Origin of the sequence: Saccharopolyspora phatthalungensis (genome assembly GCF_014203395.1) — a bacterium.
Taxonomy (GTDB): Bacteria; Actinomycetota; Actinomycetes; order Mycobacteriales; family Pseudonocardiaceae; genus Saccharopolyspora; species Saccharopolyspora phatthalungensis.
Genome location: NZ_JACHIW010000001.1, coordinates 2,943,399 through 2,957,507 on the forward strand (window position 1 = coordinate 2,943,399; position 14,109 = coordinate 2,957,507).

Annotated in this window: 8 protein-coding genes; all 8 read right to left on the bottom strand. The window is 67.5% G+C overall.

The window, feature by feature from the left end; genetic code table 11:
* Nucleotides 1-31: 31 nt before the first annotated feature.
* Nucleotides 32-304 (bottom strand): hypothetical protein, encoded by a 273-nt coding sequence (locus BJ970_RS13615; protein WP_184726600.1) that lies wholly within the window; start codon nt 302-304, stop codon nt 32-34.
* A gap of 796 nt (nt 305-1,100) precedes the next feature.
* On the bottom strand, nt 1,101-1,277 hold the full coding sequence (locus tag BJ970_RS13620; RefSeq protein WP_184726601.1) for a DUF6104 family protein: 177 nt from the start codon (nt 1,275-1,277) through the stop codon (nt 1,101-1,103).
* Between the two features lie 334 nt (nt 1,278-1,611).
* Nucleotides 1,612-5,229, bottom strand: a complete 3,618-nt coding sequence (locus BJ970_RS13625) for a multifunctional oxoglutarate decarboxylase/oxoglutarate dehydrogenase thiamine pyrophosphate-binding subunit/dihydrolipoyllysine-residue succinyltransferase subunit (protein ID WP_246471518.1) — start codon at nt 5,227-5,229, stop codon at nt 1,612-1,614.
* A gap of 626 nt (nt 5,230-5,855) precedes the next feature.
* On the bottom strand, nt 5,856-9,626 hold the full coding sequence (locus BJ970_RS13630) for an ABC transporter ATP-binding protein (RefSeq protein WP_184726603.1): 3,771 nt from the start codon (nt 9,624-9,626) through the stop codon (nt 5,856-5,858).
* A gap of 151 nt (nt 9,627-9,777) precedes the next feature.
* Nucleotides 9,778-10,632: an ABC transporter permease gene (locus BJ970_RS13635; protein WP_184726604.1), complete on the bottom strand. Its 855-nt coding sequence runs from the start codon at nt 10,630-10,632 to the stop codon at nt 9,778-9,780.
* Nucleotides 10,632-11,603 carry an ABC transporter ATP-binding protein gene (locus BJ970_RS13640; protein ID WP_184726605.1) on the bottom strand — a complete coding sequence of 324 codons (972 nt, stop codon included), beginning with the start codon at nt 11,601-11,603 and terminating at the stop codon, nt 10,632-10,634. The genes BJ970_RS13635 and BJ970_RS13640 overlap by 1 nt, the downstream gene beginning before the upstream one ends.
* A gap of 185 nt (nt 11,604-11,788) precedes the next feature.
* The gene (locus BJ970_RS13645) at nt 11,789-12,250 is read right to left on the bottom strand and encodes a hypothetical protein (protein ID WP_184726606.1); all 462 of its coding nucleotides are present in this window, start codon (nt 12,248-12,250) and stop codon (nt 11,789-11,791) included.
* A gap of 494 nt (nt 12,251-12,744) precedes the next feature.
* Complete coding sequence (gene ald / locus BJ970_RS13650; protein WP_184726607.1) at nt 12,745-13,860, bottom strand: alanine dehydrogenase; 1,116 nt, start codon at nt 13,858-13,860, stop codon at nt 12,745-12,747.
* Nucleotides 13,861-14,109 lie beyond the last annotated feature (249 nt).

The window sequence follows — 14,109 nt, forward strand, 5'->3', positions numbered from 1 at the left end:
TCGACGAGTGGGGCGCGGAACCTGGCGGGGGTCAGCCGATCCCGGTCGACCCGCGCATCGAGCCGGAACCCTTCGGCGGGGACGACTGGACATCGTGCTGCTGTAGGGCCTGATGCGAGTGTTGTTCGTGATGGCTCAGCTGGCCGTTCTGAGACGGCCCCTTCGGACCGTCGATAGCTGCGGTGACAGCGGAGAGGACCTGCTCCGGCGTCAGCGGTTTGGGCTCATCGCTGGCATTGGCCGTTCCGGCCGCGCCCAGCACGACGAGGCCGGTGAGCAGGGTGCTGGCAAGCAGACGTCGCATTGAATATTCCTCCGGTGAGGCGTTGGCATTGCCAGCACGAACACGATCACATATCTGCCCCGTGCGCCGGGCGGATCACTCGGTAGAGGATCGAGTTACCAGCCCGGGCCACCCGGCAAGGGGAGCCGCACGACCTGGCACGGGTGGCTCCCACAATCGGCGAACCCGAGCGCCCGGCTGGGAGATCGAAGCAAGGGAACCTTCCTGTCACCGACAGACGGGGCATTCGCGGTTGCGAGGATGGGAACCTTCCTGTCACCGCCAAGCCCGAACAGAGCCCTGTGGCCGGAGGATGGGAACCTTCCTGTCATCCAAACCGGCCCTGACGGGTGCGGATGTGATCGAACGGTCTGATCAGGTATCGCTCGCCCGGCAACGTGCAACCGGATCGGCCGGGCGCCGCGCTTCGCCGCCTACTTCGACGTCGGCACGCAGCCGGGTGGTGAGCTACACGAAGTGGACGAACGAAGCCGTTCTCGCCAACAGCCCCCCAGAACCGGCGACCTCCAAGTAGCCTCCGCCGACTACGGCGAAACCCTACCCATCACCGGGCCTGGGCTGCCGGGGCAAGGGAACCTTCCCGCCACGGAGGCGCGTGACGCGCGAAACCGGTGTGGCGGGAAGGGAACCTTCCTGACGTCGCCGAACCGCCGGCTACGGGGAAGGAGCATGGGAACCTTCCTGTCACCAGCCGATCGGCGCTCTCCGCTGCCGTGGCGGGGGCGAGCGGATGGGAACCTTTCTGTCGCAAGGCGGCCAGTGCGGACCGGGAGAACCCTGCGTCAGGGCTTCGCCGTCACTCCTCGTCCGCGTCGTCGCGGGCGAGGAATGTGGCCAGCCGCTCGGTAGCGTCCTCGAACTCGGGGTTGAGATCGACGAAGGCCCGCATCCGGTCGGCGACCCAGGCCAGCGTGACCTCGTCGTCACCGCGACGATCTTCGAGTTCCTCAATGCCGCGGTCGGTGAAGTACACCGCGTCCTCCTAGTTTTTCCGTCCTTGACCGGTGCGATCGATGTCGGCAGAACAGCAGAGTACGAAACGCCACGTCGGTTGTGGCAGGGGAACCGTGCGTTGCTGGATGGCAGAAAGGTTCCCATGCTCCTCGGACGCTCCCAGGCTGCCCGCCGGAGATCGGAGCCGAACTCTAATCCGCCGCCCCAGATCACTCCCAGCCGGGGAGCCTGACGTGTGGATGGGAACCTTCCTGTCACCTCACGGCCGCGACGGGTTTGCGTTGTCGGCGTCGCGGCGCGCAAAACGGGCCGCCGGTTCCGGATGGGAACCGGCGGCCCGTTTCAGCCGGGGATCAGGCGAAGGCGTTCTGCACGACCTCGGCCTGCTCGACTTCGTGAACCTTGGCCATGCCGGTGGCCGGTGCGGCCATCGGGCGACGGGAAACCCGCTCGAGCCTGCCCACCAGCTGCGGGAACAGCTCCGGCAGGGCAAGGCCGAGGAACGGCCACGCACCCTGGTTGGCGGGCTCTTCCTGCGTCCACCGGATCGAGGTGGCGTTGGAGTACCGCTCGAACAGCGCGCCCAGCTTGCGGTGCGGCAGCGGGTAGAGCTGCTCCAACCGGACGACCGCGGTGTCGGTGATGCCGTGCTTGTCCCGGTACGCGGCCAGCTCGTAGTAGAGCTTGCCGGTGCACAGCACCACGTTGCGCACCCCCGCCGGGTCCGGCTGTGCCGGGTCGTCGATCACCGAGGTGAACTTGCCTTCGGTGAAGTCCTCGACCGAGCTGGTCGCGGCCTTCAACCGCAGCATCGACTTGGGCGTGAACACCACCAGCGGGCGGTGGATGCCGTCCATCGCGTGCCGCCGCAGCAGGTGGAAGTAGTTCGCCGGGGTCGACGGCATCGCAACCGTCATCGACCCCTCGGCGCACAGCTGCAGCCACCGCTCGATGCGACCGGAGGTGTGGTCCGGGCCCTGGCCCTCGTGCCCGTGCGGCAGCAGCATGACCACGTCGGACCGCTGACCCCACTTGGCCTCACCGGACGAGATGAACTCGTCGATGATCGACTGCGCGCCGTTGAAGAAGTCGCCGAACTGCGCTTCCCACAACACCAGGGAATCCGGGTTGCCGACCGAGTAGCCGTACTCGAAGCCCAGCGCCGCGAACTCCGACAGCGCCGTGTCGTAGACCAGGAACTTCGCCTGGCCTTCGGACAGGTTCTGCAGCGGCGTGTACTCGGCGTCGTGCTTGCGGTCGATGAGCACCGAGTGCCGCTGGCCGAACGTGCCGCGTCGGCTGTCCTGACCGGTCAGGCGGACCTGACGGCCCTCCATGACCAGCGAACCGAACGCCAGCAGCTCGCCGAACGCCCAGTCGATGCCGCCCTCGCGCCCCATCTTGGCGCGCCGCTCCAGCACCGGCTTGACCCGCGGGTGCGGGGTGAAGCCCTCGGGCAGGTTGATCTGCGACTCGGCGATGCGCTCCAGGGTCTCCTGCGAGATCGCGGTGGACAGTCCGCGCGGCACCTGCTGCTCGGACTCCACGGAGGGGCTCGGCGCCGGTGGGTGCTTCTCCAACTCGCGGACCTCGTTGAACACGTGCTCCAGCTGAGCGGCGTAGTCCTTCAGCGCCTTCTCGGCTTCTTCGACCGTGATGTCGCCGCGGCCGATCAGAGCCTCGGTGTAGACCTTGCGGACGCTGCGCATCTTGTCGATCGCGTCGTACATCTTCGGCTGCGTCATCGACGGGTCGTCGCCCTCGTTGTGCCCGCGGCGGCGGTAGCACACCATGTCGATCACGACGTCCTTGCCGAACGCCTGGCGGTATTCCACCGCGAGCTTGGCCACCCAGACGCAGGCCTCGGGATCGTCGCCGTTGACGTGGAACACCGGTGCGCCGATCATCTTCGCCACGTCGGTGCAGTACTTGCTGGAGCGCGAATGCTCCGGCGCAGTGGTGTAACCGACCTGGTTGTTGACGATCACGTGCACCGTGCCGCCGGTGCGGTAGCCCCGCAGCAGCGACAGGTTCAGGGTCTCGGCGACCACGCCCTGACCGGCGAACGCGGCGTCACCGTGCAGCAGCACCGGCAGGACGGTGAAGCCCTCCTGGCCCTTGTCCAGGATGTCCTGCTTGGCGCGGACGATGCCTTCGAGCACCGGGTCGACGGCTTCCAGGTGCGACGGGTTCGACGTCAGCGACACCTTGGTCTCGCCGTCACCGAACATCCGGAAGTACTTGCCTTCGGCACCGAGGTGGTACTTGACGTCACCGGAGCCGTGCGCTTGGCCAGGGTCCAGGTTGCCCTCGAACTCCCGGAAGATCTGCGAGATCGGCTTGCCGACGATGTTGGCCAGCACGTTGAGCCGACCGCGGTGCGGCATGCCGATGACGACCTCGTCCAGTTCGTGCGCCGCCGAGGTGTCCAGCACCGCGTCCAGCAGCGGCACCACGGTTTCGGCGCCCTCCAGCGAGAACCGCTTCTGCCCGACGTACTTGGTCTGCAGGAACGTCTCGAACGCCTCGGCCGCGTTGAGCTTCGACAGGATGTACTTCTGCTCGGACGGCTCGGGCTTGGTGTGCGGCTTCTCGACCCGCTGCTGCAGCCATTCGCGCTCGTCGGGTTCGAGGATGTGCATGTACTCGACGCCGACCGTGCGGCAGTAGGAGTCGCGCAGCACGCCTAGCACGTCGCGCAGCCGCATGTGCTCCTTGCTGGCGAAGCCACCGACGGCGAATTCCCGGTCCAGGTCCCACAGCGTGAGACTGTGCGACAGGACGTCGAGGTCCTCATGCCGCCGCTGCCGGTAGTTCAGCGGGTCGATGTCGGCCATCAGGTGGCCGCGGGTGCGGTAGGCGTCGATCAGCTCGAGCACGCGGGCGGTCTTGTCCACCGCGCCCTCGGGAATGTCCTGGGTCCAGCGCACCGGCTCGTACGGGATGCGCAGCGAGGCGAAGATGTCGTCGAAGAACCCGTCCTCGCCCAGCAGGAGCTGGTGCATCCTGCGCAGGAAGTCGCCGGACTCCGCACCCTGGATGACCCGGTGGTCGTAGGTGGACGTGAGCGTCACGATCTTGCTGATGCCCATGTCGACCAGCGTCTTCTCGCTGGCGCCCTGGAACTCCGCCGGGTAGTCCATGGCTCCGACGCCGATGATCGCGCTCTGCCCCTTGGTCAGCCGCGGCACCGAATGGTTGGTGCCGGACGGGCCGGGGTTGGTCAGCGAGATCGTGGTGCCCGCGAAGTCGTCCGCGGTCAGCGCGTTGTTGCGGGCCTTGCGGATGATGTCTTCATAGGCCTGCCAGAACTGCTGGAACGTCATGTCCTCGCAGCCCTTGATGGAGGCGACCACGAGGTTGCGCGAACCGTCCTTGCCCGGCAGGTCGATGGCCAGGCCCAGGTTGATGTGCTCGGGCGTGACGGCTGCGGGCTTGCCCTTGGCGTCCTCGCCGTAGTGGCGGTTCATGTTCGGGAAGTCCTTGACCGCCCGGACCAGCGCGTAGCCGATCAGGTGGGTGAAGGAGATCTTGCCGCCCTTGTTCCGCTTGAGGTGGTTGTTGATGACGATGCGGTTGTCGAACAGCAGCTTCGCCGGCACCGCGCGCACGCTCGTCGCGGTCGGCACCGTGAGCGACTGGTCCATGTTCTTGGCGATCGCAGCCGCAGCCCCGCGGAGTGTTTTGACGTCGCCACCGGCCTGGGGCTCCTTCACCGGAGCCGCCTTGGCGGCCTGCTGCGGGGAGGGCTTGGGTGCGGCTGCGGGCGTGGTTGCCGGAGGCGCGGTCGGCGGGACCTGGCCGTTGGCCTCACTGGGGCGCGTCGCGGTGGCCGTGGTCGTCGGGGCCGCTGCAGCACCGGCCGCAGCAGCGGTGTTCTCGGTGGCTGCCTGGCCCGGCTTGTAGTCGGCGAAGAATTCGTGCCACGCCGAGTCTACGGAAGCGGGATCTTGGAGGAACTGCTCGTACATCTCCTCGATCAACCACTCGTTGGGGCCGAACTGTGACGCAGGGCTGCTGGACACGGCTGGCGTTCGCCTCGATCCATATGCTCGTGATTTACAGACACACTCAGGTACCAGGCTAGCGGTCCGATTCGCGAGGTTGACACACAGTACGGCCGTTAGGTCGAGGAGCTCGGTCACAAAATCGATCAGGAAAGCCCAGCTTACGGGGAACTAGCCCCGTCCGGCTCACGCGAACGATCATGGACCGCATCTTGCATGCCTCACTCGAGGTCGGCGTTGCTCGGTACTACTCCATCCCAGTTGTCGTCCACTACCAGTATGACGTTTCACGGACACGCTGTGTTCCTGTTTTGCGGGGAAGGTTTCCCGATCCTTGGGCCTCTGCGACGCTTCTGCCTCACCCGTACCAGCAAGGTGTGACCAACGCGGAAAATGGTCGCGGAGAGTGCTGTATTGGTCCCCGTCCGTGTCATGCCGCTGCCCGCGCCGGGCTAGGTGACAGAAAGGTTCCCTTGCTTTCGCTCCGCCCCGGAGCGCCGGGCCATGGATGACAGAAAGGTTCCCTTCCTCACACCCAGACGCTTGCGTGAGCGGCGGGGATGACAGAAAGGTTCCCTTGCTGCGTCCGGTCAGGCGATGTGGGTCGCGTCGATGTTCGGTGTCGGTTCACTCGGCGCTGCGTCAGCCGCCCGCCATAGGCGCGCGTAGGGGCCGTTGGCCGCGAGCAGTTCGGTGTGGCTGCCCTGCTCAACTATTCGGCCATCGTCGATCACGACTATGCGATCTGCGCGTGCGGCTGTCGCCAGCCTGTGCGCGACGATGAACGTGGTGCGCTGAGCGGCGACCCGGTCGCTGGCCGCGACCACCAACGACTCCGTCGCCGGATCGAGCGCCGCGGTCGCCTCATCGAGCAGCAGAATGTCGGGGTCGACCAGCTCGGCGCGCGCCAGCGCGACCAGCTGCCGTTGGCCCGCGGACAGGCCGCGCCCGCGCTCGCCGACCTGCTGCCGGAACCTGCGCGGCAGCATGGCGATCCCCGGTAGCGCGCCGACCGCCCGGGCGGCGGCCTCCACATCAGCGGGGCGGGCATCCGGCTGCGCGTAGGCGATGTTGGTGGCGATGTCCCCGGTGAACAGGTGGCCCTCCTGCGGCACCACGGCGAGCCGCCGGTGGAACGCCGCCAGGTCGTATCGGCGGATGTCCTGGCCGTCGACCAGCACCGCGCCCTCGGTCGCGTCGTAGAACCGGGCGATCAGTTTGATCAGCGTCGACTTGCCCGCACCGGTCGCGCCCACCAGCGCCACGGTCTCGCCGGACCGCACACGCAACGCGATGTCGCGCAGCGCGTACTGCTCGGTGCCGGGGTAGCGGAACGACACCGACCGCAGCTCGACGCCGCCTTCGAACCGTTCCGGCACGGAGGTCGGCTCGGTCGCCGCGGGCACCGACGTGCGGGTACGCAGCAGATCCCCGATCCGCTGCAACCCCACCTTGGCCTGTTGGTAGCCGTCGAAAACCCCGGACAACTGCTGCACGGGCGAGAAGAACAGGCCGAGGTAGAGCAGGAACGCGACCAGCACCCCGGCGGTCAAGCTGCCCGACGCCACGCGCCCCGCGCCGACGCCCAGCACCGCGGCCTGTGCGATCTCCGACAGCAGGGCTACGAACGGGAAGTAAGTGGCGATGTAGCGCTGGGCGCGCAGCCGAGACCGCCGGTATGCGTCGCTGCGCTGCGCGAACACCTTCGCGGCGTGCCCTTCACGGCGGTGTGCCTGCGCCACCCGCATCCCGGAAACGTTCTCCTGCAGGTCGGCGTTGACCGTGCTCACCCGCTCGCGCGCTTCGGCGTAGGCGGTCGCCGACACCTTGCGGAAGATCGCTGTGGCCACCAGCAGGGCCGGTAGCACCGCCATGGCCACCAACGCCAGCGGCACATCCGTGATCAGCAGTGCGCCCGCGATGCCGAACAGCGTCAGCACGCTGACCACGAACGTCGCCAGCCCGGTCTGCAGGAACGTCGACAACGCGTCGACGTCGGTGGTCATCCGGGTCATGATGCGGCCAGCGAGCTCGCGTTCGTAGTAGTCCAGCCCGAGCCGTTGCAGATGCGCGAAGCTGCGCAATCGCAGCAGGTAGAGCAGGGTTTCACCGGTTCGCGAGGTGACGACGGTCTGCAGCTTGACCACCAGCCAGCCGACGGCGACGACGACGGCACCCAGTCCCGTCGCGATCCACAGCACGTCGATGTCGCTGGCCCCCACACCGCCGTCGATTCCGTGGCGGACCAGTGACGGCAGCGAGATCGATGTCAGCGCGTCCCCGGCCACCAGCAATACGGTCAGCAGCAGGCCCCAGCGGATCGGCCGCAGCAGCCGGGACAGCCTGAATTCCGGGTCCGGCGCGGCGGGATCTTCGCCGTGCAGATCAGGCTGATCGGTTGCGGGCGGGAGCTTCCGGATGCCTTCGATCAGCTCAGGTGTCGGGGGCATCGCCGTGCCGCCCATGCCGCGCGACCCGGTCAGGACGGCTGTGTGACTGGTCGCCGCCGATTCCGCCGCGTCCTCCGGCGGCCAAAGCTCCGGCGTGATGCCCTCCGAATTTGTCGCGACCTGACCGTCGCAGCGGTTGTCGATCGACTCCCCGGGGCCGGCTAGTAGTGACCGGAACAGCTCGCACCGCTCGGTCAGCTCGTCTTCGGTGCCGATGTCGACGACGCGTCCCTCGTCGAGCACTGCGATCCGGTCAGCCAGTGCCAGCGTTGACCGGCGGTGCGCGATCAGCAGCGTGGTGCGCTGGGCGGTCACCGACCTGAGGGTGTCGTGGATCGCTGCCTCGGTAGCGGGGTCCACCGCTGAGGTGGCGTCGTCGAGCACCAGGACGCGCGGGTTCGAAAGCAGTGCCCGTGCGAGCGCCACGCGTTGGCGTTGCCCGCCGGACAGCGTGAGACCACGCTCACCGACCACCGTGTCATAGCCGTCCGGCAGGGCTGTGATGAATTCGTGCGCTTCGGCTGCCCTCGCCGCAGAGACCACGTCGGCTTCCGAAGCGTCAGGTCGGCCGTAGGCGATGTTGCCGCGAATGGTGTCGGAGAACAGGAAAGCCTCCTCGAATACCACCCCGACTGCGGCCCGCAGCGAACCCAAGCGCAGGTCACGGATGTCGTGGCTTGCCGCAGCGTCGTCGGCTGGTCCGATCGTGATGCTTCCCGAGTGCAGGTCGTAGAAACGCGGCAACAGCAACGACACCGTCGATTTCCCTGATCCCGCCGGGCCGACCAGCGCCATCGTCTCGCCTGGACGGACGTCAAGCGACACGTTGCACAGGACCGGCTGGTCCCGGGTGTAGCCGAAGCTCACATCTTCGAGCCGGACCTGCAGCGGCTCGTCCGGCAGCGCCCCCGCTTCTGGTTTCTCCTGCACCTCGGGCTGGGAATCGATCAGTTCGTGGATGCGCTCGACACCGGCGCGGGCGAGCTGCGCCTGGATCATCACGCTCGACAACATCCGGGCCGGACCGGCCAACATCGCCACGTATCCGGCGAAGGCGACGAAGGTGCCGAGGGTGACCTGGTCCTGCAGCACCATCCAGCCACCGAGGCCGAGCACCCCCACCTGTCCAGCGGAGGGCAGCGCGGCCAGACTCGCCGCGGGCGTCGAGGTCATCCGGGCGGCGCGCAGCCGTTCCGCGAACAGCCACCGCGCACGGCCTTCCAGCCGACCGACCTCCCGGTCCTCCTGGCCGAAGCCCTTCACGACCCGGACACCGGTGACGGTTTCCTCGACGTGCTGCGCGATGTCCGCTGCTCGCTGCTGGGCCGACCACGTCGCCGGGAATAAGCTCTTCTTGCTGCGAGCGGATACCACGGCGATGAGCGGCGCGACGATCAGAGACACGACCGTGAGCAGCGGCGACAGCCACAACATCGCGATGATCGCGAACAGCGCGAGCACCGCTGTCCCGGCCGCCAGCGGCAGCATCGCCAGCAGCGAGTTCACCAGCTGCAGATCGCTGATGGAGCGGGACACCACCTGACCGGTGCGCAGCGCGTCCTGTTTCCCACCGTCCAGCCGCTGCATCGCCGCGAACACTGCCCGTCGCAGGTCGTGTTGCACGTCGAGGGCCAGCCGCCCAGCGCTGTAGCGGCGAACGAACGCCGAAGCGAAGCGGAACGCGCCGAGTGTGACCAGTGCGATCACGATCCACCACAGGCGGTCGGTGGTGCGTGCGACGGCGTCGTCGACCGCGAGTTTGGTCAACAGCGGAACCAGCGCCTCCAACCCGACAGCCGTGACGGAAGCCCCCAAGGCCAATGTCAGGGAGACGGGATGCCGACGGCCGGCGGCAAGGAGGCGACGGATCCAACCGCCGGCCGGAGGGCGGGGATTACCGGAATCGCTCACCCTGCCAGGTTATGCCGCCCGACCGACCACGCAGACCGACCGAGCCGGTGCGACCCTCGGCAAACGGGGGAGCTGGTGAAAGCTCACCAACGGCCTTGTGCGGGCGGCGGATCTCAGTGACGTCGACCCGCGACGGGCAGGGTCGGGCGTGTCAGGTGATGTCGCGGCGACGGCTGACGAGCCAGCCGCCGGCGACGAACACGGCGGTGTAGCCGACGAAGGTGAGCAGGCTCGCCCACCAGGGGTGGCCGTAGCTGCCGCCGAAAAAGAGGTGCAGGAACTCGAAGGCGACCCGTGGCGTGTTCGGCTCGTCTGGCCCGGCCACCGCGGCGACGAACAACGGCACCGCCAGGTTCGAGACGATCCCGTTCCCGGCCGCTCCGGGCAGGTAGGCACCGACACCGGCAGCTGGGGATTCGATCAGGCTCAGCGACAGGATGAACTCGACCACGAATTTGTAGACCAACGGGACGATGATCGCGAGCACGGCGTTAGCGACCAGCGCGCCGAACCCGACTCCGAGCAGCGTCCACAGCACCATTGCGAACACCCCGGCCGCGCCGACGCTGAGCCAGTCGGCCAGGCTGCCGAAATCGCCGAAGTCCTGGCCCGCCCCGAGCAAGCCGCCCAGGCTTGCGAACAGTACGTTCGCGAGACCGTAGATCAGACCGATGCCCGAGCATGCGATCAGTTTCGCCACTAGCACGGCACCTCGCGGGTTGCCGGTGAGGTAGGTCGTCGTGATGCTCTTGTTCCGGTACTCACCGGCGAACGCCATCGCCCCGAAGAGCGCCGCGAAGATCGTGCTGAAGTTCGTCGACATCGACACCGAGAGCAGCCCGAGCGGCAGCGATCGGTCGTACTGCTGCACCATGTCGATGAGCGCGACGATGGCGGTGCCCAACCAACCCGCGCCGAAACCGAGCAATGCCACCGGGATGAGCAGCGCCCACCACAGGCTCGTGGTGAAGATCTTGCGGAACTCCGCCTTGACCAGCCCGCCCATCAGGCGTTCCCCCCGAATCCGCGGCCGTCTGGTGCGGCCCACTGCGCGTCGCCGTGCTGTTGGACACCGGTGTATTGGCCGCTGGTGAGCTGGAAGAACAACTGCTCCAGGCCGATCCGTTCGTCCTGCATGCCGTACAACGCGATCCCGGCATCCAACGCGAGATCCGCGACCGCGCGGGAGTCGGCGCCGGTCACCGCGATCCGGCCGTCCGGGAGGTACTCGATACCGAGCCCGGCTTCCTGCAGCTTGTCGACGAGCCTGCCCGGGTCGGCGGCCTGCACGAGGGCCCTGGAGCGCTGCGCGGCACGAAGCTGATCGAGGTGGCCGTCGAAGACGCATTGCCCGCGGCTGATGATCACGAGCTGGTCCACGGTGTGCTCGATCTCCCGGAGGAAGTGGCTGGACATCAGCACCGTTCGACCACTCGAGGCGAAGGCCTTCAGGAAGTTCCGCAGCCAGGCGATGCCCTCCGGGTCCAGCCCGTTGGCCGGTTCGTCCAGCACTAACACCTGCGGGTCGCCGAGCAGCGCGGTGGCCAATGCAAGGCGCTGCCGCATGCCCAGCGAGAAGGCGCCCGCCTTGCGCCTCGCGGCGGCGGACAGGCCGACGAGCTCAAGCGCGCGGTCCACCTGCGCGTCCGGCACGTTCATCGCGGCGGCGTAGCACTGCAGGTGGTGGCGGGCGGTGCGGCCTGGGTGGAAGCTCTGCGCGTCGAGGACGGCGCCAACCACCTTCGCCGGGTTCGGTAGCTGGTGGAACGGGAGACCATTGATCGTGGCCGTGCCCGAGGTCGGCGTGACCAGGCCGAGGAGCATCCGCAGCGTCGTCGTCTTGCCCGACCCATTCGGACCGAGGAACCCGGTCACCGCGCCGGGCCGCACTGTGAAACTCAGGTCCTGTACCGCGTTGACCGGCCCGAAGCTCTTGCTGAGACCCTGCACAATGAGCCGGCCACTGCCGTCGTGCACACGCCCCTCCATCGTCACCTGTTCAGCCGTCGGTCCCCATCCTGCCGGACACGCACCGGTGCTCAGGTGCGGAGTCGTCGATTTCCCAGGTCGTTCTCAGCGGTATCGCGGCCGCAGCCAGCGGATCGACCGGTCGATCACGGATGCCGGGTAGATCTTGCCGCGATCGGTTTCGAAGTGGCGGCTCATCGGCAGCGGGAGCCGCGACCCGGTGGCCAGATCGGGGCGAGCTCGTTGGTGTCCCCGTCGCTCGGCCCGGGACCGGTCGAGGGAACGATCTGCCCCGGCATGACGGCGACGTACTTCGCCGTGTCCGCGATGCTGCGCCACAGCTTGCGGCGCACCGATTCGAGGCGCGGGCCGAGGGCGTGCGCGGGTTGCCCGGAATGGTCACCGAAGAGTTGCCTGTGCGCGGCCTCCCACACTGTGCACGGCCAAGGCCGACTACGCAGCGTGCCTGGACACGAGGGGCATCGGCCGTCCTCGTCTGGGAGGTGTTTGTCGAGTAGGGCGCGCAGGCCTTCGGTGAGCCGGTAAAGCTCGGAGCGTGCCAGCGGCAGCAGCACCTCTGGCGCGTCGTCTGCCGCAGCCAGGTCCAGCCTGTCGAGTCGATCGAGGACAGCTTGTCGCAGCGCCGGATCCGTCACGTCATCTCCCACCGTCGTCGAGCGTTTCGGGTTCGTCGGTTTTGTCGGCGGAGATTGCGGGGATACGAGCACCCCGCACTGACTCCAACGGGTGACATCGGCAGTCGGAGTGCACGCCTGCACGGGCATCTCCCGATGCTCACCCCATCGAGTGGTTATCGATTCGGCCTTAAATTGGCGGCAGTGCGACCGCTCGCGTCGTCGGCAAACGGGCGATCGTGTCCTACACTGACAGTGGCGGCCTGCTCCCGGTGACCCCCAGGCTGGTTGAGCGGGCCGCCCCGTTCGGCTGTTTGACGCTTTCACCTGTTCGGTGAATTGTGTCCGGTGCGTTCCCGGATTGCGTTTCTAGATCATGCTGCGGACGCGCTTGCGTTCCCAAGTCAAGTCGACGCCCGCCCCCATCCGGCCCAGTGCGGCGCAAGTCGTTGCGAACAAGGGAACCTTCCTGCCCCTTGTGACAGGAAGGTTCCCTTGCTCGCGGTTGTCGGCGATCAGTGCAGGACGCTGCTGATCGGGGTGCTGGTGAGTCCGTGTGCCTCGGCGACCGGCTCGTTGACCAGGTGGCCGTCGTGGGTGTTGAGGCCACCTGCGAGCGCGGCGTCCGTGCGGCAAGCCTGCTGCCACCCCTGGTCGGCGATGCGCAGCACGTACGGCAACGTAACGTTGGTGAGGGCGTGCGTCGACGTGTTCGGGACCGCGCCCGGCATGTTCGCCACGCAGTAGAAGACCGAGTTGTGCACCTGGTAGGTCGGGTCGTCGTGCGTGGTCGGGCGAGAGTCGGCGAAGCAGCCACCCTGATCGATCGCGATGTCCACCAGCACGCTACCCGGCTTCATCTCCGAAACCAGGTGGTTGGACACCAGCTTCGGCGCCTTCGCGCCGGGGATCAGAACGGCACCGATGACCAGGTCGGCAGCCCGCACAGCCCGCTCGACGGAGTAGCGGTTGGACGTCACAGTGCGGATCTGGCCGTGGAAGTCGCGGTCAATTTCGCGGAGCTTGTCGACGTTGGTGTCGAGCAGTTCGACATCGGCACCCATGCCCAGCGCAACGCGTGCGGCGTTGAGTCCGGCGACGCCACCGCCGATCACCACGACCCGCGCCGGGTGCACGCCGGGAACCCCACCGGGCAGCACGCCGCGCCCACCGCAGGGACGCATCAACGAGTAGGCGCCCACCTGCGGGGCGAGGCGCCCGGCGACCTCACTCATCGGCGCAAGCAGCGGCAGACTGCCGTTGGCCATCTGCACCGTCTCGTATGCGATACCGGTGACCCCGGACTTCAACATCGCGTCGGTCAGCTCGGCCGAAGCGGCCAGGTGCAAGTAGGTGAACAACACCTGGTCCCGGCGCATGCGCGGGTATTCCTCGGCGATCGGTTCCTTGACCTTGAGGACCAGCTGGCCCTCCGCCCACACCTCCTCGGCGGTGGGCAGCACCTTCGCGCCAGCCGCGAGGTAGTCCTCGTCAGGGATCGAAGATCCCGCGCCGGCGTTCGTTTCGACGAAAACCTCGTGTCCACGGGAGGCCAGCTCATGCACACCAGCGGGTGTGATCGCGACCCGGTATTCGTTGTTCTTGATCTCGCGCGGCACTGCGATCTTCACGGTGGCATGTCCTTTCGTTCCTGTTGCGCATAACGATCCGCCGCCACTGCCAAAGGCGCATCATTCCCGCCGAATGAGATTGCCCCGGCCGCATTGTGCTCGCAGCACAATGCCCTCTGACGAGGCGAATCGAGGCAAAAATGCGAGGCGAAACGCGCATCGGAGGTGCGGTCTGACAGGAAGGTTCCCTTCCTCCCATGCACCTCGGCCGCCCCCGCGACGGCAGGAACCCGCCCCGCAAAACGTGAG

What these genes read in the sequence shown, in the direction of transcription:
- BJ970_RS13625 (WP_246471518.1), bottom strand. Translation starts at nt 5,229, where the DNA reads ATGTACGAGCAGTTCCTCCAAGATCCCGCTTCCGTAGACTCGGCGTGG.
- BJ970_RS13635 (WP_184726604.1), bottom strand. Translation starts at nt 10,632, where the DNA reads ATGGGCGGGCTGGTCAAGGCGGAGTTCCGCAAGATCTTCACCACGAGC.
- BJ970_RS13615 (WP_184726600.1), bottom strand. Translation starts at nt 304, where the DNA reads ATGCGACGTCTGCTTGCCAGCACCCTGCTCACCGGCCTCGTCGTGCTG.